Annotated in this window: 17 protein-coding genes; 13 read left to right on the top strand and 4 right to left on the bottom strand. The window is 64.3% G+C overall.

The window, feature by feature from the left end; all coding sequences use genetic code 11:
• Positions 1-92 precede the first annotated feature (92 nt).
• The 3 genes from hemA (at position 93) to ispG (ending at position 3,866) form a co-directional block, all read left to right on the top strand.
• Positions 93-1,316: a 5-aminolevulinate synthase gene (hemA, locus tag EP237_RS05590; RefSeq protein WP_127558974.1), complete on the top strand. Its 1,224-nt coding sequence runs from the start codon at positions 93-95 to the stop codon at positions 1,314-1,316.
• A gap of 162 nt (positions 1,317-1,478) precedes the next feature.
• Positions 1,479-2,663: a RodZ domain-containing protein gene (locus EP237_RS05585; protein ID WP_240661526.1), complete on the top strand. Its 1,185-nt coding sequence runs from the start codon at positions 1,479-1,481 to the stop codon at positions 2,661-2,663.
• A 78-nt stretch (positions 2,664-2,741) separates the two neighbouring features.
• Positions 2,742-3,866: a flavodoxin-dependent (E)-4-hydroxy-3-methylbut-2-enyl-diphosphate synthase gene (gene ispG, locus EP237_RS05580; RefSeq protein WP_127558970.1), complete on the top strand. Its 1,125-nt coding sequence runs from the start codon at positions 2,742-2,744 to the stop codon at positions 3,864-3,866.
• A gap of 207 nt (positions 3,867-4,073) precedes the next feature.
• On the opposite strand, the gene EP237_RS05575 is transcribed toward ispG, so the two are convergent.
• The gene (locus EP237_RS05575; protein WP_127558968.1) at positions 4,074-5,108 is read right to left on the bottom strand and encodes an amidohydrolase family protein; all 1,035 of its coding nucleotides are present in this window, start codon (positions 5,106-5,108) and stop codon (positions 4,074-4,076) included.
• Between the two features lie 188 nt (positions 5,109-5,296).
• Between EP237_RS05575 and EP237_RS05570 the strand changes: the two genes are divergently transcribed.
• The 4 genes from EP237_RS05570 to EP237_RS05555 all read left to right on the top strand — a co-directional run bounded on the left by EP237_RS05570 (position 5,297) and on the right by EP237_RS05555 (position 10,022).
• Positions 5,297-6,709 (top strand): FAD-binding oxidoreductase, encoded by a 1,413-nt coding sequence (locus EP237_RS05570; RefSeq protein WP_127558966.1) that lies wholly within the window; start codon positions 5,297-5,299, stop codon positions 6,707-6,709.
• Positions 6,702-7,415, top strand: coding sequence for a VIT1/CCC1 transporter family protein (locus EP237_RS05565; protein WP_127558964.1), 714 nt, complete (start codon positions 6,702-6,704; stop codon positions 7,413-7,415). The genes EP237_RS05570 and EP237_RS05565 overlap by 8 nt, the downstream gene beginning before the upstream one ends.
• 83 nt (positions 7,416-7,498) lie before the next feature.
• On the top strand, positions 7,499-9,304 hold the full coding sequence (gene edd / locus EP237_RS05560; RefSeq protein ID WP_127558962.1) for a phosphogluconate dehydratase: 1,806 nt from the start codon (positions 7,499-7,501) through the stop codon (positions 9,302-9,304).
• A 76-nt stretch (positions 9,305-9,380) separates the two neighbouring features.
• Positions 9,381-10,022, top strand: a complete 642-nt coding sequence (locus EP237_RS05555) for a bifunctional 4-hydroxy-2-oxoglutarate aldolase/2-dehydro-3-deoxy-phosphogluconate aldolase (RefSeq protein ID WP_127558960.1) — start codon at positions 9,381-9,383, stop codon at positions 10,020-10,022.
• Between the two features lie 6 nt (positions 10,023-10,028).
• Here the strand turns inward: EP237_RS05555 and EP237_RS05550 are convergent, their stop codons facing one another.
• Genes EP237_RS05550 through EP237_RS05540 form a run of 3 tightly spaced genes read right to left on the bottom strand, consistent with a single transcriptional unit; the run spans position 10,029 to position 13,748 of the window.
• A complete protein-coding gene (locus tag EP237_RS05550; RefSeq protein WP_127558958.1) occupies positions 10,029-11,414 on the bottom strand; it encodes a pyridoxal phosphate-dependent decarboxylase family protein in 1,386 nt (461 codons plus the stop codon).
• A 35-nt stretch (positions 11,415-11,449) separates the two neighbouring features.
• Positions 11,450-12,514 (bottom strand): bifunctional transcriptional activator/DNA repair enzyme AdaA, encoded by a 1,065-nt coding sequence (locus EP237_RS05545; protein ID WP_127558956.1) that lies wholly within the window; start codon positions 12,512-12,514, stop codon positions 11,450-11,452.
• A 49-nt stretch (positions 12,515-12,563) separates the two neighbouring features.
• Positions 12,564-13,748: a pyridoxal phosphate-dependent aminotransferase gene (locus EP237_RS05540; RefSeq protein WP_127559397.1), complete on the bottom strand. Its 1,185-nt coding sequence runs from the start codon at positions 13,746-13,748 to the stop codon at positions 12,564-12,566.
• 264 nt (positions 13,749-14,012) lie between these two features.
• Between EP237_RS05540 and cysS the strand changes: the two genes are divergently transcribed.
• The 6 genes from cysS (at position 14,013) to EP237_RS05510 (ending at position 22,263) form a co-directional block, all read left to right on the top strand.
• Positions 14,013-15,482, top strand: coding sequence for a cysteine--tRNA ligase (gene cysS, locus EP237_RS05535; protein ID WP_127558954.1), 1,470 nt, complete (start codon positions 14,013-14,015; stop codon positions 15,480-15,482).
• A gap of 67 nt (positions 15,483-15,549) precedes the next feature.
• Positions 15,550-17,172, top strand: coding sequence for a citramalate synthase (cimA, locus tag EP237_RS05530; RefSeq protein WP_127558952.1), 1,623 nt, complete (start codon positions 15,550-15,552; stop codon positions 17,170-17,172).
• Positions 17,169-17,939: a phytoene/squalene synthase family protein gene (locus EP237_RS05525; RefSeq protein WP_127558950.1), complete on the top strand. Its 771-nt coding sequence runs from the start codon at positions 17,169-17,171 to the stop codon at positions 17,937-17,939. The genes cimA and EP237_RS05525 overlap by 4 nt, the downstream gene beginning before the upstream one ends.
• A gap of 56 nt (positions 17,940-17,995) precedes the next feature.
• Positions 17,996-18,961: a GAF domain-containing protein gene (locus tag EP237_RS05520; RefSeq protein WP_206052253.1), complete on the top strand. Its 966-nt coding sequence runs from the start codon at positions 17,996-17,998 to the stop codon at positions 18,959-18,961.
• A 122-nt stretch (positions 18,962-19,083) separates the two neighbouring features.
• Entirely contained in the window at positions 19,084-20,604 is a 1,521-nt protein-coding gene (gene exaC / locus EP237_RS05515) for an acetaldehyde dehydrogenase ExaC (protein ID WP_127558948.1), read from the top strand.
• Between the two features lie 489 nt (positions 20,605-21,093).
• Positions 21,094-22,263, top strand: a complete 1,170-nt coding sequence (locus EP237_RS05510; RefSeq protein ID WP_127558946.1) for a MerR family transcriptional regulator — start codon at positions 21,094-21,096, stop codon at positions 22,261-22,263.
• The last annotated feature ends 27 nt before the right edge of the window (positions 22,264-22,290 follow it).

Raw genomic sequence — 22,290 nt, 5'->3', positions numbered from 1 at the left:
CTTCGGGCATTCAAGGAAACGCATCCGTCCGAAGCCTTGCCAGCCGTGTCTTTCGGGCCCCCGCGAACGGGTCCGGAAAAAGGAGACCGCCAGTGAACTACGATGCCGCGCTTGATGCCGCCCTGAACCGTCTGCACGAAGAAGGGCGTTACCGCACCTTCATCGATATCGAGCGTCGCCGCGGTCAGTTCCCCCATGCAGTCTGGAAAAAGCCCGACGGAACCGAGCAGGACATCACCGTCTGGTGCGGCAATGATTACCTTGGCATGGGCCAGCATCCGGTCGTGCTGGAGGCAATGCACAAGGCGCTGGAAGACACCGGCGCGGGCTCCGGCGGCACCCGGAACATTTCGGGCACCACGGTCTATCACAAGGAGCTGGAGGCGGAGCTGTCCGACCTTCACCAGAAGGAAGCGGCGCTGCTCTTCACCTCGGCCTATATCGCCAATGACGCAACGCTCAGCACGCTGCCGAAGCTGTTTCCGGGCCTGATCATCTATTCCGATGCACTGAACCATGCCTCGATGATCGAGGGCGTGCGCCGCAATGGCGGGGCAAAGCGCATCTTCCGCCACAATGACGTGGCCCATCTGCGCGAGTTGCTGGAAGCCGATGACCCCGAGGCACCGAAGCTGATTGCCTTCGAGTCGATCTATTCCATGGATGGCGATTTCGGCCCTATCGGGGAAATCTGCGATCTGGCAGCCGAATTCGGCGCGCTGACCTATCTCGATGAGGTTCACGCGGTCGGCATGTACGGCCCCCGTGGGGCCGGCGTGGCAGAGCGTGACAACCTGATGCACCGCATCGACATCATCAACGGCACCCTTGGCAAGGCCTTTGGCGTGCATGGCGGCTATATCGCGGCCAGCGAAAAAATGTGTGACGCCGTAAGATCTTACGCGCCGGGATTCATTTTCACCACCTCTTTGCCGCCGGTCGTGGCAGCGGGGGCTGCGGCTTCGGTCCGGCATCTGAAAACAGATCAGGCACTGCGCGATCTGCATCAGGAACGCGCCAAGGTGCTGAAACTGCGTCTGAAGGGCATGGGCCTGCCGATCATCGACCATGGCACCCATATCGTGCCGGTCATGGTGGGTGATCCGGTCCACACCAAGAAGATCTCGGACATGCTGCTGTCGGATTACGGAATCTACGTGCAGCCGATCAACTTCCCGACCGTTCCGCGCGGGACGGAACGTCTGCGCTTCACCCCGTCGCCGGTGCATGATCCCAAGATGCTGGATGGCCTGGTTTGGGCAATGGACGCGCTGTGGAACCACTGTGCGCTGAATCGTGCCGAAATGAGTGCCTGACGCAAGTTCCGCAGGTGCAAAATAACCTCATGTTGTGTTAACACGCTCCTAAGACCGGCGATTTTGGGGAATCACCGGGATGGAATGGGGATGTCTTCGGTCGGTAGATCGGAAAACCGTCAAAGACCGTAGTCGAAACGCGGGGCACAGGGCCGCATGGGCATGAACACAGACACGTCGAAGGATGGCAGCTTGCCATTTGACGAGCTTGATACGCTTGACGTGCCTCTGGGTGACCTGATGCGCGGGGAACGCGCGACGCTCGGCAAATCCCTTCTGGATGTGGAACGAGAGCTGAAGATCAAGGCCTCTCACATCGCCGCCATCGAAAATGCCGATCTCTCCGTCTTCGCGACCAAGGGCTTCGTGGCCGGTTACGTGCGATCCTACGCGCGCTATCTGGGCATGGACCCGGAATGGACCTTCCGCCGCTTCAGTGCCGAGGCCGGGTTCCACGGCGTTCACGGTGATTCCGCGGCACAGGCCCGTGGGGCAAAGCGCGCCTTCGGCGATGCCCCCAAGCGCCTGAATCCCAATGATGTGATGTCCACCGCCCGCGTGTCTTTCGCCCCCGAACGCGAAAGCATGTTCAGCCGCCTCGAACCGGGCGCGCTTGGCTCTGCCGCTGTTCTGATCGCGCTTGTCGGCGTCATCGGCTACGGCGCATGGTCGGTGCTGACGGAAATCCAGCGGGTGCAGTTCGTTCCCGTGGACGAGGCCCCGCAGACCGTCGCGGCGCTTGACCCGGTCGAAGCAGCGGGCGTCATGTCGATGGCGCAAACGGAACTGCCCGATGCCACCACGCCGCGCCTGCCCACGGTCGACCCCATTGACCGGCTATATCGCCCGCAGGCGCTGGACACCCCCGTCCTGACCCCACGGGACGAGGCGATTGCCACGCTGGACCCCGATACGGTTGGCGAATTCGCTCAAGTCCCCGGCCTTGCCCGGCCAAATGCGCCCGAAGACAGCTTTGAACTGGCTGGTGCCGTTCAGGTGACCGAAGCGCCGACGGCCGATGAGGTCGTGCTCTTTGCCGTGCGTCCGTCCTGGATTCGAGTCAGCTCTGCCTCCGGCACCGTCCTGTTCGAGGGCACGCTCGATGCGGGTGACAGCTATACCCTGCCCGAAGGGGCCGATCTGCCGACCCTGCGGGCGGGTAATTCCGGCTCGCTCTATTTCGCGGTGAATGGCGTCACGCTCGGCCCTGCCGGTCCCGGCACCTCCATCGCGCGGGACGTTGTGCTGACCGCCGATGCGCTGTCAGATAACTATGTGATGGCCGATGCGGCCGCCGATCCCGACCTGCCGCGCGTGGCGGCCCTGGTTCTGTCTGACGACAACTGACGCACCCCCGTTGCCGTGCCCGGGCACAGGGGCTATCTGACAGGCAGAAGCGTTTGATCAGGCCATAGGCAGACTGACATGTCCCACAATCCCATTCGCCCCTGGCGCAATATCGACCGCCGCCACAGCCGCCGCATCATGGTGGGCAATGTGCCTGTGGGGGGCGGTGCCCCGATATCCGTTCAGACGATGACCAACACACTGACCACCGATGTGGCGGGCACCATCGCACAGGTGCAGGCCTGCGCCGAGGCGGGGGCCGATATCGTGCGCGTGTCGGTGCCCGATCAGGCGTCGTCCAAAGCATTGAAAGAGATCGTGGCGGAAAGCCCGGTGCCGATCGTGGCCGATATCCATTTCCACTACAAACGCGGGATCGAGGCGGCAGAGGCGGGCGCGGCCTGTCTGCGGATCAACCCCGGCAATATTGGCGATGCCAGTCGCGTGGCCGAGGTCGTGAACGCCGCCCGCGACCATGGCTGTTCCATCCGCATCGGCGTGAATGCCGGGTCGCTGGAAAAGCACCTGCTCGACAAGTACGGAGAGCCGTGCCCCGACGCGATGATCGAAAGCGGGCTTGATCACATCCGTATCCTGCAGGATCACGATTTCCACGAGTTCAAGATCAGCGTGAAGGCGTCGGATGTCTTCATGGCCGCCGCCGCCTACCAGGGTTTGGCCGAGGCCACGGACGCGCCCATTCACCTTGGCATCACCGAGGCGGGCGGTCTGACGACGGGCACCGTGAAATCCGCGATCGGCCTTGGCAACCTTCTGTGGATGGGCATCGGCGACACGCTGCGCGTGAGCCTTTCGGCCGATCCGGTCGAAGAGGTGAAGGTGGGCTACGAGATCCTCAAGGCGCTCGGGCTTCGGCACCGGGGGGTCAACATCATCTCCTGCCCGTCCTGCGCGCGGCAGGGTTTTGATGTGATCAAGACGGTGGAACTGCTGGAGGACCGGCTCGCGCATATCAAGACGCCGATGAGCCTCTCTGTGATTGGCTGCGTGGTGAACGGGCCCGGTGAGGCGCTGCTGACCGATGTGGGGTTCACCGGCGGCGGGGCCGGGTCGGGCATGGTCTATCTCGATGGCAAGCAGGCCCATAAGCTCGCCAATGACGGCATGGTCGATCACATCGTCGAACAGGTGGAACGCAAGGCCGCCCAGATTGAAGCCGCCCGCGCCGACGCGGCGGAATGACCTGCGCTTAACCTTTTCTTCGTCTCTTCCTGTCAGGCTGTGCCGGACTCCGGTCAGCCCCTGCCGCGATGTTTGGGTGCGGTGCGACAGGGGCTTTCCTTCAGTGCCTTCGGCAGTCGGATCGCTTGGGCACGTGAAGAAGAGTACGGTAAGAATTCTTGCGAAAGGGTTAACGGTGCCTGCGTGCTATTGGCGCGCAGCGAGAGATCACTCCGCAGCCATTGGTATGGGGTTGCCCGGTTGTCCGAAACGCGCCGCCAGACCCCGCGTCGCAAAACACAAGCGCCCCTTTGCGATTGTGGCCACAACCGCGCGGGTGGTTTCATCGACGATCACCAGATCGGCCCGTTTACCATGTTCGAGCGTGCCGCGGTCGGCCAGACCGATGATCTCAGCCGGTTTGGACGAGATCAGCGCCCATGCGGCTGGAAGGTCTTTCAGCGCGCCATTGGCCAGAACCCAGGCTGCTTCTGCCATTGCATGGGGCGCGCCATTTGACACAAGCGCATCGCAAAGCCCCTGCGCCACCAGCCGGGCTGTTCCGGCTGCGTCACCAATGCCGGCGGCGGGGCAAAGGTCCGCGGCGGAGGCAAGCACGCAATCGCCCATGGCATGCGCAGTGGCCGCCGCGGCCCGGTTGCGTGGCAGTTCGGCAATCCGTGCCCCGAGCATCCGGTAGTATTCCCGTGTTTCGGCATCGGTATCGCCAAGGCTGCCATAGGGAATGCCTAGCGAGTCGAGACATTCCGCCATCTTACAGAGATCGCGGGGAAAGCTGGGGGCGCCGGAGTCTGCCGTCGTGATCCGGGCGCGGGACGTGAACGAGGCAAGGTCCAGACGTTGCTCTTCCAGCTGCCGCAGCCGGTCCGGGCTGAGACGCGCATCCGGCGTCAGGATCAGCTTGGCCCTCAGGTCGATTCCACCGCGAATGGCGGCCAGCCTGTCCAGAACCTGCCCGATCAGCGGTTCGGGGTCGGACGAAACGGTCAGCCAGGCCGTTGTGATGCCATGTGCGGCCAGACGAGACTTGATTGCGGGCAATGCACCGATCCGCAACGGTCCGGGCAGGGCCAGATGCAAGTCGACGATGCCGGGCAGCACCAGGTATCCGCTCAGGTCGACCTCGGGCAGGGGGCCCTTGGTGATCCGTCCGCGCGCAAGCCCGAGCGACCGGCGCTGAAGCTGGCCACTACGCAAGATCCGGGCGCCGGTCAGGCGCAGGGGCGGCAGGTAGAGAGACATTGTGAAGACCGCTCAAGCCAAGGTTTTCAGCAAAACTAGGCCCGATCTGTATCGCCCGGATGACAACAACCCGGAAAAACACGGGTAACAGGCGGAATTACCGCCCGCAGCGACCATGGCGGCAATTGCACCGACGTGACGAGGGGCCTAGGGTCTGCCCGTTGGGTGCTGATGGGAAGGTGGTCGCCATGGCCGAACTGATGGAAATGCCGCGCAATGACGAGGGAATCGGAACGGCTGTGGCGCTTTTGAAGCAACGCTTCGCAGAGCGGTTGGAAACTGGCCAATCCATCCGGGACCAGCATGGCCACACCACGACATGGATCGAGACCCAGCCCCCCGATGCGGTCGTTTTCGTGGAAAGCACGGAGGAGGTGCAAGAGGTGGTGCGCATCTGCGCCGATCACCGCGTGCCGATCATCCCCTTTGGCACCGGCACGTCTCTGGAGGGTCATGTGAACGCCCCTGCCGGTGGCATCAGCGTGGATTTCAGCCGCATGGACAAGATCCTTGCCGTGCATCCCGAAGATATGGACGTCGTCATTCAGCCCGGCGTGACCCGCGAGGCGCTGAACACCTATTTGCGCGACACGGGGCTGTTCTTCCCGGTCGATCCGGGCGCCAATGCCTCGCTCGGTGGCATGGCCGCGACACGCGCCTCCGGCACCAACGCGGTGCGCTACGGCACGATGAAGGACAACGTGCTGGCCCTGAAGGCGGTGCTGCCCTCGGGAGAGATTGTCAAGACCGGCAACCGCGCCCGCAAAAGCAGCGCCGGATATGACCTGACGCGGCTGATCGTGGGCTCGGAAGGCACGCTTGGGCTGATCACCGAATTGACGCTGAAACTGCAGGGCATCCCCGAGGCGATCTCGGCGGCCACCTGTTCCTTCGCGACCGTCGAGGACGCCTGCAATGCGGTGATCATGACGATCCAGATGGGCCTGCCGGTTGCCCGGATCGAGCTTCTGGACGCGCTGTCCGTCAAGGGGGTGAACGCCTATTCCAAGCTCGATCTGCCGGAACAGCCGCTGCTGTTGCTGGAGTTCCACGGATCTGAAAACTCCGTGAAGGAACAGGCGCAAACCTTTGGCGACATTGCAGAAGATTTCGGCAGCCAGGGCTTTGCCTTCACCACGAAACCGGAGGATCGCAATCGGCTCTGGCAGGCGCGCCACGATGCCTATTGGGCGTCGCTGGCGCTGCGTCCGGGGGCCAAGGGCATTTCCACCGATTGCTGTGTGCCCGTGTCCCGCCTTGCAGAATGCGTGACCGCCGCACAGGCCAAGGCCGACGAATTGGGCCTGATCGCCCCGGTCGTGGGCCATGTGGGCGACGGCAATTTCCACACCCTGCCGCTGATCATGATGGATGACGCCGAAGAGGTCGCCCGCGCGCGCGCCTTCGTCAGTTGGCTGAACGATTTGGCGATTTCCATGGATGGCACCTGTACCGGCGAACACGGGATCGGGCAGGGCAAGGCGAAATACCTGATGGGGGAACTGGGCGAAGGCGCCCTGACCATGATGGCGGCAGTAAAGCGCGGCGTCGACCCGTTCAACATCTTCAACCCCGGAAAGATCCTTTTGTCCGATGTCTGATCTCACTGACCAACCCTCCGCCCACGAAGAACCGCATCTGTCCTTCCGCACCGGCTGGCTGCGTGCCGCCGTGATGGGGGCCAATGACGGGATCCTGTCCACCGCCTCGTTGATTGCCGGTGTTGCCGCCGGTGGCGGCGACCGGGTGGCGATTGTGCTGGCCGGAACAGCAGGGCTGATGGCGGGCGCGATGAGCATGGCGGCAGGGGAATATGTCTCGGTCTCCAGCCAGGCCGATACCGAGGCCGCCGACACGGAGCGCGAAAAATACGAACTGGAGCACAACCCGGACTCCGAGCTGGAAGAGCTGGTCGCGATCTATGAATTCCGTGGCCTGTCGCCCGATCTGGCCCGCAAGGTCGCGGTGGAACTGACCGAGAAGGATGCGCTCGCCGCCCATTTGCGCGACGAGATCGGCATCACCGACCTGTCGCCGCCCGCCCCGGTTCAGGCCGCTGTCGTATCGGCCCTGACCTTCGCCGTCGGAGCCGCCGCGCCGTTGTTGGTGGCCATGTTCGCGCCGCTGACGGGTCTGGTCTGGTCCGTGGGCCTTGCCACGATTGTGGCTTTGGCCGCCCTCGGGGCCCTGGGGGCGCAGGCGGGCGGGGCACCCAGGACACGGGCTGCCATGCGCGTCGTCATCTGGGGCGTTCTGGCCATGGCCGCCACCTCGGCCATCGGGGCGCTCGTGGGGACAACGCTCTAGCGGGTCCGGTTCCAAATTCGGGACTGGTAATGTTAGCGCTAACGGATTATAGAATGCCGTAACACGCAGCCAAGGAGTCTCCGATGTCGCTCAATGCCCGGATTGCAGAGGTCACGGACCGGATCATCGCCCGGTCGGCGGACAGCCGCAGAACCTATCTTGACCGGATGCGCCGCGCCGCCGATCAGGGCCCGGCGCGCGCACACCTGACTTGTGGAAATCAGGCCCATGCCTATGCGGCCATGGGGCAAGATCAGGGGGCGCTTGCCGAAGGGCGTGCGCCCAATATCGGAATCGTGACCGCCTATAACGACATGCTCTCGGCCCATCAGCCGTTTGAACGGTTTCCGGCGCTGATCAAGCACGCCGCCCGCGCCCGTGGCGCAACGGCACAAGTCGCGGGCGGCGTTCCCGCCATGTGTGACGGTGTGACTCAAGGCCAGCCGGGGATGGAGTTGAGCCTCTTCTCGCGCGACGTCATTGCGCTCGCTGCCGGTGTGGCGCTGTCGCATAACTGTTTTGATGCGGCCATGTATCTGGGGGTCTGCGACAAGATCGTGCCCGGCCTGATCATTGCCGCCGCCACATTCGGCCATATCCCGGCGGTTTTCGTGCCGGCGGGTCCGATGACCAGCGGCCTTCCCAACGACGAAAAATCCCGGGTGCGCCAGCAGTTTGCCACCGGTGAAGTGGGCCGCGACAAGCTGATGGAAGCCGAGATGGCCTCCTATCACGGGCCGGGCACCTGCACCTTCTACGGCACCGCCAACAGCAATCAGATGCTGATGGAATTCATGGGCCTGCACCTGCCGGGATCGTCCTTCGTCAACCCCAACACGCCGCTTCGCGATGCGCTGACCATTGCGGCGACCGAACGGGCGATCGGCATCACCGCGCTTGGCAACGACTACCGTCCGGCGGGCGAGGTGCTGGACGAGAAGGCCTTCGTGAATGGCATGGTCGGGCTGATGGCGACGGGCGGCTCCACCAACCTTGTTCTGCACCTGCCCGCCATGGCGCGGGCGGCGGGCATCGTGCTGGAACCCGCCGATTTCGCCGATATCTCTGCCGTCACCCCGTTGATGGCGCGCGTCTACCCCAATGGGCTGGCGGATGTGAACCATTTCCACGCGGCGGGCGGGCTTGGCTACATGATCGGTGAATTGCTGGATGCGGGACTGTTGCACGAAGATGCGGTAACCGTTGCGGGCGATGGCCTGTCACGCTACCGGCAGGAGCCGAAACTGCAAGAAGACAAGGTGATCTGGACCGACGGTGCCGGAACCAGCCTGAACGAGAAGATCCTGCGCCCCGCATCCGATCCCTTCCAGGGCACTGGCGGTCTGGCGGAACTGACAGGCAATCTCGGGCAGGGAATCATGAAAGTCTCTGCCGTGGCGCCCGAGCGCCATGTGATCGAGGCTCCTGCGGCAATCTTTCACGAGCAGGGCGATGTGAAAAAAGCCTTTCAGGCCGGTCAGTTGAACCGCAACGTTATCGTTGTCGTCCGGTTTCAGGGACCGCGCGCCAACGGGATGCCGGAACTGCACAGCCTGACCCCGGTCCTGTCGGTGTTGCAGGATCGCGGCCACAAGGTGGCGCTGGTCACCGATGGCCGCATGTCCGGCGCATCCGGTAAGGTGCCCTCGGCCATTCATGTCTCCCCCGAGGCACTGGATGGCGGGCTGATGGCGCGGATTCAGGATGGCGATCTGATCCGGGTCGATGCCGTCAAGGGAACGCTCGACGTCCTGACCGAAGGCGTCGCAGACCGCACCCCTGTCACCCCTGATCTGTCGGCCAACAGCCATGGCATCGGCCGCGAATTGTTCGAGGTCTTCCGCCGCACCGCAGGCCCCGCGACCTCGGGGGCGGGCGTGGTCGTCTGATCTTCTTCTTGGCCCAAATACTCCCGCCGAAGGCGTCCTGACCCCGCCACCGGCACCGATCCGAAGGACATAAGCGATGACCCCGCAACAAGCCTCTCTTCATGCCCGCGAGATCGCGGCGCTTGCACCGATCATCCCCGTACTGGTCGTCGATGACGTAGCCCACGCCCGGCCGCTTGCCGAGGCTCTCGTCGCGGGCGGGCTGCCGGCGCTGGAGGTGACCCTGCGCACCCCCGCCGCGCTCGACGTGATCCGCGAGATGGCCAAAGTGCCCGGCGGGGTCGTGGGGGCAGGCACGCTGCTGACGCCCGAAGATGTGCAGGCCGCGAAGGAGGCGGGCGCGACGTTCGGTGTCTCGCCCGGCGCGACCGACCGGCTTCTGGATGCCTGCGAGGAGGCGGACCTGCCGCTTCTGCCCGGTGCCGCCACCGCGACCGAGGCCATGCGCCTTCTGGAACGCGGCTACACGATGCTGAAGTTCTTCCCGGCGGAAGCCTCCGGCGGGGCCCCCGCGCTCAAATCCATCGGCGCCCCTATCCCGCAGATTTCCTTCTGTCCCACGGGTGGGGTCAGCATGAAAAATGCAAATGATTACCTGAGCTTGCCGAACGTTCTTTGTGCGGGCGGATCCTGGGTTGCGCCGAAAGACGCGGTCGAGTCTGGGGATTGGGCGCGCATCGAAACCCTCGCACGCGAGGCCGCCGCTCTGCCACGATGAGCCCGTCTATCCAAGCATCTCTCGCAGGACCGTTTCCACCATCATCACGTCCTCCCGTGTGCAGTCGAAACTGCCCGCCGTCATTCGGATGACGAAGCGGCCCTCGTGGCGGGTCTGGGTCAGGTAGACGCGGCCATCGGCGTTGACCTTCTGGATCAGCGCCTCGGTTGCCGCATCCCCGTCCTTGTGGGCGAAAGAGAAAAGCGCCAGCCGGGGCGCGGTCACGATCTCCAGCCCCGGGATCGCGGCCACACGCTCCGCCAGTTCCGCCACCCAGGCGACGTGGTTGCGCAGCCTCTCGCGCAGCCCCTCCAGCCCGTAGGCGCGCAGCACGAACCACAGTTTCAGTGCCCGGAAGCGGCGGCCAAGCGGCACGGTCCATTCGTTGAAATCGGTGATATCGCTGCTTTCCAGCGTCTCCAGGTAGTCAGGGCGCAGCCCGAGCGTGCGGATTTGTGGGGCGGGATCGCGCAGGAACTGGATGGAACAATCGAACTGCACGCCGAGCCATTTATGGGGGTTGAAAACGATCGAGTCGCAGGCCTCGGCCCCAGACCAGAGCGGCCGGAATTCCTCGCAGATCATCGCCGACCCGGCCCAGGCTGCGTCCACATGGGTATAGAGCCCTTCGGCCTGCGCCACGGGCAGGCAGACGGCGATATCGTCGAAGGCCCCGACGGAGGTTCCCCCCGCACAGAAGACGACACCGGCAGGCACCATTCCTGCCGCCCGGTCCTCGGCGATGGCCTTGGAAAGCGCCTCGGGGTCCATCGACAGGTCGTCCCGCGTGGGGATCTTCACCAGGTTCTCCTGCCCGATCCCCGCAAGCCGCACCGCCTTGTCAACGGAACTGTGGGTCTGGGCCGAAGCGTAGATGCGCAGGCGCGGCAGCCCTGACAGCCCCTGCGACAGCCCCTGCCAATCCAGCGCCCGTTCGCGCATGGTCAGCACCGCCGATAGCGTCGCCGTTGTCGCGCTGTCATGGATCGTGCCGGTGAAGCCGTCCGGCAGGCCGAGGCCTGCGCGCAGCCATTGCACCATGCGTTCCTCGATCTCGGTCGCGGCGGGCGAGGTCTGCCACAGCATGCATTGCGCGCTGATCGCGTTGGCCAGCTGCTCGGCCAGCATCGAGGCGGGCGAGGCGTTCGCGGGGAAATAGGCAAAGAAGCGGGGGTGCTGCCAATGGGTCATGGCGCCGGGCACGATGCGTTCGAAATCGGCGAAGATATCGTCCATCGGTTCAGCATGTTCGGGTGCCGCTTCAGGTAGGGCCTCGCGTATCGACCCCGGTGTCACGGCGGGGCGGACCGAGCGATCTCGCAGGGTGGCGTGATAGTCCCGCGCCCATGCAGCGGCCTTGGCGGACCATTTCGGCAGATCATCGTGGTTCATGTCGGCATCTCCCTTCACCGGAAATGCTTATCATGTTAAGCGGTTTCCGCAAGCCCGGTGTAGTGACGTTCGATATCGATCAAACGCCGTTTGCGCCAGAGCCCGCCGCCATAGCCCGTCAGGCTGCCATCGGCGCCGATCACCCGGTGGCAGGGGATCAGGATCGCGATGCGATTGGCGCCATTGGCGCGAGCAACGGCACGGGTGGCCTCGGGGCGGCCGATCCGGGTGGCGAGGTCGGAATAGCTGCGGGTTTCGCCCGCCGGAATACGCTGCAGCGCATCCCAGACCTGTCGCTGGAAGGGCGTGCCACCGGGGGCAAGCGGCACGGTGAAGCGGGCGCAACTGCCGTCCATGAAGGCCGTCAGTTCCTGCGCGGCACGCTCGGTCGGGGCAGGGCGGCCAAGCCCCAGATCGCCTTTCGCGTCCCGCCAAAGGGCCTTCAACTCGGTCGGCAGGGCCTTGCGGTCGGCAAATTCCAGTAGGTAAAGCGCCTTTTCATCGCTCACCGCCACCATGGGCCCAAGCGCCGTGTCGATCCAGTCCGCTTGCAACCGCGCGCCCGCCTTCAGGCTGCCCGGCGCAACCCCCAGAAGCCGGGCGAAACTGGCGCGAAAGGCGGAGGGGCTTTCGAACCCGGCATCGAGCTGCGCCTCGGTGACGCTGCCGGTGTTGCCAAGCGCGGTGAAGCCTTCGCGCAAGCGCCGCTGACGGGCCATGTCCAGAAAGCTCATCCCGAAATGCCGCTTGAAGGCGCGGCGCACGGTGGATGGGTCATGGCCCATGGCCAGCAGATCGGCCTCGCGCCAGCGTCGGGCCGGATCGCGGTCGAGCGCCGCCAGCAGGGTTTCGACCAGCGGATCGCCGCTCTGGTTCAGGGGGTGGCAGCGCTTGCAGGGGCGAAATCCAGCCTCCAGGCAGGCGCCTGCCGTGGCATGGAAGGCACAGTTTTTGCGCAAGGGTTTCCGCGCGGGGCATGTGAAGCGGCAGAAAATGCCCGTGGAGCGCACCGCCACATAGGCGCGCCCGTCATAGGCCGGGTCCTTCGCGCAAAGCGCGGCATAGAGCGTGTCGGGGTCGGGCAGGTCGAAAAGGGTCATGACGCGACCCTATCCGATTCCCCCCACCCGTGACGCCGGTTTTCGGGCGTCAATCCTGCAGCGCCCCGGCCCGTTCCCGGGCGAAGTCCAGCAAGGTCGCCACCGCCGCGCGCAGCCGATCGTCCTCCACCGTCAGGGCCACGCGGATATGCCCCGCAGCCGCCTGACCGAAGCTTTCGCCCGGCATCACCGCGATGTGGTGCTGTTTCAGCAGGGCAAAGGCGAAATCCTCGCCGCTGAGCCCCGTGGCGCGGATATCGAGCATCGCATACATCGCCCCCTGCGCCGGGATCGCGCGGACCACCTGCTGACCCGAAAGCAGATCGAGCACCAGCCCGCGACGGCGGCGGAAGGGCTCGGCGATCCGGGCCTCGAAATCCTCGCCCAGTTCCAGCGCGAAAAGCCCCGCCGACTGCACGAACCCCGCGACGCCGTAGTTCGTGTTGGTGGCCAGTTGGATCAGGTTTTCCGTCACCTCTTCAGGCGCCACGATCCAGCCGCAGCGCGATCCGGTCATCGCGTGGCTTTTCGACAGCGACCCGATCTGCATCGTCCGATCCGCCATGCCGGGCAGAGTGCGCGGGCTGATATGCGGCCCTTCCCAGACCTGCGTGTCATAGACCTCGTCCGAGATGAGCCACAGGTCATGATCCTGCACCACGCGAGCGATCCCGGTCATGGTTTCCGTGCCATAGACCGCGCCGGTGGGGTTGTTGGGCGAGTTGATCAGGAGCGACCTTGCGCCGGGTGCTGCCTTGGCGATTTCGCCCGGGTCGGGCTGGAAGCCATGGGCCGAGCGCGCCTTCACCGCCACCGGCACCGCGCCCACGGACCGGATCGTGCCGGGGTAGGTGGCATAATAGGGGTCGATGAAAAGCGCCCGGTCGCCCTCGTCACAGGCCGCGTGATGGGCCATGAACAGCGCCGCCTGACCGCCCGGCGTGATCATCACGTTGTCGCGCGTCGTCTTCAGGCCGGATCGGTCCGTCACCCGCTCCGCCACCTTGTCGCGCAGTGCGTCGATGCCGGGGATCATGGCATAGCCGGTGTTGCCCCCCTTGGCGGAGGCATGCATCGCCTCAAGGATCTGGGCATCGGTGCGGATGTCATGCTCGCCGATGGTTAACTCGGTCACGTCAACACCCGCGTCGATCATCCGGCGTGCCTCTATGAACAGGCCCCAGCCATCGTCGCCATCCCCGTTCAATGTCGAAATACGCCGTGATTGCCGCATCGCCGCACCTGTCCGTCTGATCGTGATTCCAAGGCCCCGAGAGGCGCACGCCAATTCCAGTTTGTCAACGCTGCCCCCGGCAGTTTGTCGGAAGGGCTTGGCAGCGCGGCGGAAGCGGGCTAGGGTCGCGCTCATGAACGACCGCATCTGCATCATCTGCTGCATTAATACCGGCTGACATCGTCAGGGCGGACCGTTCGTTGCTTCCAAAACAATACAGAAGTTGATAGGCCCGCCCGCGAGCGCCCCTCGTGAGGAACAGGCATGACTACGATCAGGTTTCACAACACCCGCACCCGCAGGAAAGAGGTTTTCGAGCCTATCGATGCCAGCAACGTGCGCATGTATGTCTGTGGCCCTACCGTCTATGACCGCGCCCATATGGGCAACGCGCGGGCGGCGGTGTCTTTCGACATGGCCTACCGGCTGCTGCGCCATGTCTATGGGGCCGATCACGTCACCTATGTGCGCAATTTCACCGACGTGGATGACAAGATCAACGCGAAGGCCGCGGAAACCGGGCGGCCCATCAGCGACATCACGGCGGAAACCACGCAATGGTATCTCGACGACATGGCCGCTTTGGGCGTGCTGGAGCCGAACGAGATGCCGCGCGCCACGCAATATATCGGTCAGATGGTGGCAATGATCGAGGAACTGATTGCCAAGGGCCATGCCTATGCCGCCGAGGGGCATGTTCTGTTTTCGGTGAAGAGCTACCCGGACTATGGCAAGCTCTCGGGCCGGTCGGTCGATGACATGATTGCCGGCGCGCGGGTGGAGGTGGCCCCCTACAAGCGCGACCCGATGGATTTCGTGCTGTGGAAGCCCTCGTCCGACGATCTGCCGGGCTGGGACTCGCCCTGGGGCCGGGGGCGGCCCGGCTGGCATATCGAATGCTCGGCCATGGCCTATGAATTGCTTGGCGAAACCTTCGACATCCATGGCGGCGGCAACGATCTGATGTTCCCGCATCATGAAAACGAGATCGCCCAAAGCTGCTGCGCCCATCCCGAGGGCGGCTTCGCGCGCTACTGGCTGCACAACGAGATGCTGCAGGTCGAGGGCAAGAAGATGTCCAAGTCTTTGGGCAACTTCTTCACCGTCCATGACCTGCTGGAGCAGGGCATTCCGGGCGAGGTGATCCGGTTCGTGTTCCTGCAGACCCATTACGGCAAGCCGATGGACTGGACCGCGAAGAAGGCCGAAGAGGCGGAGAAGACGTTGCGGAAGATCGCTCAGCTTTTTGCTGCCCCGATCCTTTCGAAGCCGTGGAGTGGCAATTCGACCATCGACCCACCTCAAGAGGTCGTGGATGCGCTGGCCAACGATCTAAACACATCGCTCGCGCTTACACACGTTCGGACCTATCTGAAGAACGGTGAAGAACCCAAACTTGCTGCATCATTGCGGCTATTGGGCTTTGAGCCAACTTTGCTTGTGGAGAAATTCGCTTCACTTCAAATGAGGTCTAAATCCAGTGACGCCCGTTTAAGTGTGGGAGTTGATGCAAAAGGCGATGCAACTTCCTTGAACGGAGATGCATTGATGAAGGTCCAAGAAAAACTTCAAATTGAGCGCCAAATAGCGTTGAAGACAAAGGATTTTTCAGAGGTGGACCGGCTTAAAGCCGCTTTGTTAGATGCTGGGGCCGAAGTGCGTATGAGCAAGGACGGTGTGGAAGTTTTTGCGGGAGCCGACTTCGATGCCTCTAAGCTGGAGGGGCTCGCATGAAGAATTTTCCTGAAAATTCTTCCGATCCGAAAAATCTTCCAGAAGATTTTTCTTGTGGAGGCGCCAGATGACCACATCCCGCCTCTACATCTACGACACCACGCTGCGTGACGGGCAGCAGACGCAGGGCGTGCAGTTCTCCACCGCCGAGAAGCAGACCATCGCGAACCTGCTCGACAAGCTCGGCGTGGACTATATCGAGGGCGGCTGGCCCGGCGCGAACCCCACTGACAGCGCCTTCTTCGACGCAGCCCCCAAGACCCGCGCCACCATGACCGCCTTCGGCATGACCAAGCGCGCGGGCCGGTCGGCCGAGAATGACGAGGTTCTGGCGGGCGTCCTGAACGCGGGCACGGAGGCCGTCTGCCTCGTCGGCAAGACACATGATTTCCACGTGGAGACCGCGCTTGGCATCACCTTGCCGGAAAACGTGGACAACATCGCGAAATCGGTGGCGCATCTGGTGGCGCAAGGGCGCGAGGCGCTGTTCGATGCGGAGCATTTCTTCGACGGCTACAAGGCAAACCCGCCCTATGCGCTAGACTGCCTGCGGGCTGCACTCGACACTGGCGCGCGCTGGATCGTGCTCTGCGACACCAATGGCGGCACGCTGCCTGCGGAAATCGGGCGCATCACGGGCGAGGTCATCGCGGCGGGCATTCCGGGCGAGCGGCTCGGCATCCACACCCATAACGACACCGAAACCGCCGTCGCGGGCAGCTTGGCGGCGGTCGAGGCGGGCGCGCGGCAGATTCAGGGCACATTGAACGGGCTTGGCGAGCGCTGCGGCAACGCGAACCTCACCACGCTTATCCCGACGCTGCTGCTGAAGGACCCCTATGCCAGCCGCTACGAGACCGGGATCCCGCTGGACGCGCTGACCGGGCTGACCAAGATCAGCCGCACGCTCGACGATATCCTCAATCGCGTGCCCATGCGGCAGGCGCCCTATGTGGGCAGTTCCGCCTTTGCCCACAAGGCGGGGCTACATGCCAGCGCCATCCTGAAGGATCCCACGACCTACGAACACATCGACCCCGCGACCGTGGGTAATGCGCGCATCATCCCGATGTCGAACCAGGCCGGGCAGTCGAACCTGATCCGCCGCCTTGCCGAAGCGGGGCTGACTGTCGAAAAGGGCCACCCGGCGCTTGGCACCATCCTTGAGGAGATCAAGGCGCGCGAGGCGGAGGGCTACTCCTACGACACTGCGCAGGCCAGTTTCGAGCTGCTGGCGCGCCGGGCGCTCGGGCAGTTGCCGAGTTTCTTCGAAGTGAAGCGCTACAAGGTCACCGTTGAGCGGCGCAAGAACAAGTATAACCGCATGGTCAGCCTGTCGGAGGCCGTGGTTGTGGTGAAGATCGGGGACAGCAAAATGCTGTCGGTCAGCGAAAGCATGGATGAAACCGGCGCCGATCGAGGGCCGGTGAATGCACTTTCCAAGGCGCTGGCCAAGGATCTCGGCCCCTACCAGTCATATATCGACGATATCAAGCTGGTGGACTTCAAGGTGCGCATCACCCAGGGCGGCACTGAGGCCGTGACGCGCGTGATCATCGACAGCCAGGACAGCACCGGGCGGCGGTGGTCCACGGTCGGCGTATCGCCCAATATCGTCGACGCGAGCTTCGAGGCGCTGCTTGACGCGGTGACCTGGAAACTGGTGCGCGACGGGGCACCGGCAGCATGAGCCTTCAGGCCTGCGCGGCACTGGTGGAGCGTGGTGATCCCGACCGGTTCCTGGCCACCATGGCCGCGCCGCCAGACGCACGCTCCGTGCTCTTTCCGCTCTACGCCTTCAACCTGGAGGTCGCCCGCGCGCCCTGGGTCGCGTCAGAGCCGATGATTGCCGAGATGCGCCTGCAATTCTGGCGCGATGTGGCGGAGGAGATCGGGCAGGGTACTCCGCCCCGTGCCCATGAGGTGGCGGAACCGCTTTCCCAGGCCATCCGGGCCGCGGATGCGGAGCTCCTTGATACGCTTGTCGCCGCGCGCCGGTGGGACATTTACAAGGATGCCTTCGAAGACGAGGCGCATTTTGACGACTATATCGACGCGACCTCGGGCAATCTCGCATGGCTGGCGGCACGGGTGTTTGGTGCGCCAGACAGTTCAGAACGGGCTGTGCGTGATATCGCCTGGGGCGGCGGCGTCGCGGGGTTTCTGCGGGCCGTGCCGGAGCTGGAAGCGCGGGGCAGGGTGCCTCTGCTCGATGGCAGGCCGGAGGGCGTGAAAGCCTTGGCAGACCGGGCGCTGACCCGTTTCCGGCAAGGCAAGGCTGCCCAATCCGCCATCCCGGCTGCTGCGAGACCCGCGCTTTATGCCTTCTGGCAGGCAGAGCCGATCCTGAAAGCCGCCCTTGCCAATCCTACCCGCGTCGCGGACGGCGCCTTGGCTGGAAGCGAATTTGCCCGCCGCGCACGCCTTTTGCGGGTGTCGTTGACCGGCAGGCTCTGAGCGATCCTGTTCCCACGCGCAGCGCTTTGCCCTAGGATGGCCTAGGGAGGAGCATCATGGCCAAGGCCGATCACCACATCATCCGCGTTGTTGAAACGGCAAGCGATCCGGGCGCTGCAGCGCGGTCGCGGCTTGCGGCCTCGTGGCGACGGTCGCTCGATTATCACGGGCTCGATCCGGGCCAACGGGACGGGGTGCAGCGGATCACCGATACGGAGCTGTCGCAGCGGCGTGAAAAGGCCGAGGCGATGCGGCGCATCGCGACGCCGAAGCTCGATACGCTCTACCAACTTGTGGGCAGTTCCGGCTGCGGTGTGCTGCTGACCGACGCGGAAGGGGTGGTGCTGGACCTTCGCGCCGCCGATGGCGACCAGTCGGTGTTCGACACCTGGGGGCTGACGCCGGGATCCGACTGGTCCGAGGCGTCGGAAGGCACCAATGGAATCGGCACCTGCATCGCCGAAACCCGGCGCGTCATCATCCACCGCGACGACCATTTTCACGCCCGCAACACGGGCATGAGCTGCATCGACGCGCCCATCTTCGGGCCGGAAGGCGAGCTGATCGGGGCGCTCGATGTGTCCTCCGCGCGGGCCGATCAGACCGAGGCGTTCAACCGCCTCATCGCCGCGCAGGTGGCCCAGACCGCGCGACAGATCGAGGTGGACAGTTTTCGTGCCGCCTTTCCCAAGGCGCGCATCATCGTGGCCGACAATGACGACAGCGAGGCGGCGATGCTGCTGGCGGTGGACCGCGACGACATCGTACTTGGGGCCACGCGCGGGGCCCGCAAGGCGTTTGGGCTTGGCGCATCGGGTCCGATCCGATCGGTACCTGCATCCGATCTGTTTGGCCGGGACGAGGGGCCGACGGGGTTCGAAAAGGCCGAACGCGCCGCCGTGATTCGGGCCCTGTCGCGGGCCGGTGGCAATGTCTCTCAGGCCGCCCGCGCGCTCGGCGTGGGCCGCGCGACGCTTTATCGGCGGATGAAACGGCTCGGGATCGGGGAAAACCCCGGCTGACCTGTCTCAGGACTGAGACAGGTGCAAGACACCCTTCGCTGCCCCCCGGCTGACAGGGCGCGGTGCAGACCGCAGGTTGCTTCCATTCCCGGCGGAGGACCGGGACGAATGGAGGACACCCAATGAATGAAATGACCCAAGTCTCGGGCGGCTACACCTCGCCCTTCAAAACCCGCTACGACAACTTCATCGGTGGCCGCTTCGTTGCCCCCGTGAAGGGCCAGTATTTCGACAACATCACGCCGATTACCGGCGCCAAGGTCTGCGAAGTGGCCCGGTCGAGCGCCGAGGATGTGGAGCTTGCGCTCGACGCCGCCCATGCCGCGAAAGATGCCTGGGGCAAGACCTCGGCCGCCGAACGCTCCAACCTGCTGCTGAAGATCGCCGACCGGATCGAGGAAAACCTCGACCTGATCGCGACCGCCGAAACCTGGGACAATGGCAAGCCGATCCGCGAAACCACGGCCGCCGACATACCGCTGACCGTCGATCACTTCCGCTATTTCGCCGGGGTCCTGCGCAGCCAGGAAGGCAATATGAGCGAGATCGACCACGATACCGTGGCCTATCACTTCCACGAACCGCTCGGCGTCGTGGGGCAGATCATCCCGTGGAACTTCTCGGTCCTGATGGCCGCGTGGAAACTGGCGCCTGCGCTCGCTGCTGGCAATTGCATCGTCCTGAAACCGGCCGAACAGACCCCCGCCGCAATCATGGTGCTGGTGGAAGTCATCGCCGACCTGCTGCCCGCCGGTGTCCTGAACATCGTGAATGGCTATGGCGCAGAGGTCGGCGCGGCGCTGGCCCGCAGCCCGCGCATCGCCAAGATCGCCTTCACCGGCTCCACCGAGACCGGCCGCAAGATCATGCAGGCCGCAACCGAAAACCTGATCCCGGTCACGCTGGAACTGGGCGGCAAGTCGCCCAACATCTTCTTTTCCGACGTGATGGCCGAGGATGACGCGTTTCTCGACAAGGCGGTCGAGGGCTTCGTCCTTTTCGCCTTCAACCAGGGCGAGGTCTGCACCTGCCCAAGCCGCGCGCTGATCCAGGAAGACATCTACGAGGAGTTCATCGCCCGCTGCATCGCACGTGTAAAAGCCATCAAGCAGGGCGACCCGCGAGAGATGGAAACCATGGTCGGCGCGCAGGCGAGCCGCGAACAGCAGGACAAGATCCTGTCCTACCTGACCATCGGCGTCGAGGAAGGTGCCGAGGTGCTGACAGGCGGCGACGCGGCGCGGTTCAACGGTGATCTGGCAGAAGGCTTCTACATCCAGCCGACGATCCTCAAAGGCCATAACAAGATGCGCGTTTTCCAGGAGGAAATCTTCGGCCCCGTCGTGTCGGTGACCACCTTCAAGACCGAGGAAGAGGCGCTCGCCATCGCCAATGACACCATGTACGGCCTCGGCGCCGGGGTCTGGACCCGTGACGGCACCCGCGCCTATCGCTTCGGCCGCGATATCGAGGCGGGCCGTGTCTGGGTCAACAACTACCACGCTTACCCGGCGCATGCGGCCTTCGGCGGCTACAAGCAGTCAGGCATCGGGCGCGAGACCCACAAGATGATGCTCGATCACTACCAGCAGACCAAGAACATGCTGGTCAGCTACAACCCCAACAAGCTTGGGTTCTTCTGAGCCCGGAAGAGCATCGCCAATGACAGTTGCCGACTGGGTCCCCTGGTCGGCAATTTTCGTATGCGGGCACGGCGTGCGCGATGCCGTTCGCCGGTGCCGCGAAACCTGATCCCGGAGCTGACCACCAGCGCAGTCAGTGGCCCGTCGGCGCGACGATGGATCTGCACCTTGAGGGTCGATGGTCCGCCTGAGCGGCAGCGTGATCAGCACCGTGATCGACAGGCGGAGCTGGATTGCTGCAATGGGGAAGACCGGCGGGCACCCCTGATGTGGCACGCAGAGTTCTCGGCTGACCAGTTCGGCTTGCTCAAGCCGCCCGTGTAATCGCGTGGGTTCGAGACGTGACTCCTTCACGGTGAGGGTTCTGCAACTCCGCCGTCTGCTGGAAGAAGGCGACTTTTGTCACCACCCAAGCTTGACCTGTCTATAGCTTCACAGTTTAGGGCAGTCTCGACAGTCGAGAATCGATGTGAGCGGACAAGGCGGCGGATGTATCAGATATCGGAATTGGCGGAGAGCGTAGGGCTCTCGCGCACGACGCTGCTATATTACGAGAAGCTCGGGCTGGTGAAGGGCAAGCGCCAGGCCAACGGCTATCGCGTCTACACCGACGCCGACCGACAGCGGCTGCGCCTGATGCAGCAGCTTCAGGCGGGCGGGCTGAGCTTGCAGGAATGTCAGGCCTGCCTCGATGGAAAGCTCGACCGCGAGATGCTGGGCAAGAGACTGGCCGTGCTGGACGCGGAAATCGCCGAGAAGACACGGTCGCGCGACCTGCTGGCGGCGCTTCTGGGGCACGGCAGTCTCAAGGACTGGCACGAAGAGGTCGAGCGCGTCGCGCCCGATCTGCACCGCGCCTGGCTGATGTCACAGGGCTTTTCCAGCACGGAGGCGGGGCTGGTCGCGCTGGTGTCCAAGGACATGAACGCCCATGACGCATACATGGCCGGGTTCATGGAGGTCTTCGCCGAGCTCGACTGGTGGGGCCCGGGCGCAGCCGAGGCGACACGCCGGGCGCTGACAATGGTGCCCTTCGAGCCCGAGACGATCCTCGAAATCGGCTGCGGACCCGGCATGGCGACGATGGCGCTGACTGAGGCGACCAAAGCTCGGATCACGGCCACCGACACAGCCAAGGTCGCGCTCGACAAGCTCAGGGCGCGGATCGCGGCGCGCGGGGTCGCTGACCGGATCGAGGTGCAGAACGTCGATATGGCCGCAATCCCGGCCCCAAAGCGTCCCTGGGATGTGATCTGGTCCGAGGGCAGCGCCTATATCCTCGGCGTGGAAAAGGCGCTTGTGGACTGGCGGACGCTGCTGCGCCCCGGTGGCGTTCTCGTGTTCTCCGACATGGTCTGGCGGACCGACACACCCGACGACGAGGTCCGCGAATTTTGGGCCGCGGAATACCCCGCGATGACGACGCCCGCGACCCGCGTCGCGCAGGCGAAGCGCGCAGGCTACCGCGTCATCGGCCACTTCGACATGGGGCGCGAGGCGATGGACACCTACTACCGCCCGCTCTCCGCGCGGCTCGAGGCCTTGGAATTTGCCCTCGCGGGGAGCCGTGTCCTAGATGACCTGCGCCGCGAGATTGCCGTGCATGAGGCCGGGCGCGGGCAGTTCAGCTACGAGATGTTTGTGCTGGAGCGGGCCTGACCCTGCGTGACGCCAGAAAGGATAGAG

The organism is Nioella ostreopsis, from assembly GCF_004000255.1.
GTDB classification, from domain to species: domain Bacteria; phylum Pseudomonadota; class Alphaproteobacteria; order Rhodobacterales; family Rhodobacteraceae; genus Nioella; species Nioella ostreopsis.
The sequence above is the reverse complement of the archived record's forward strand: the minus strand, read 5'-3'. Positions and strand labels throughout refer to the sequence as shown.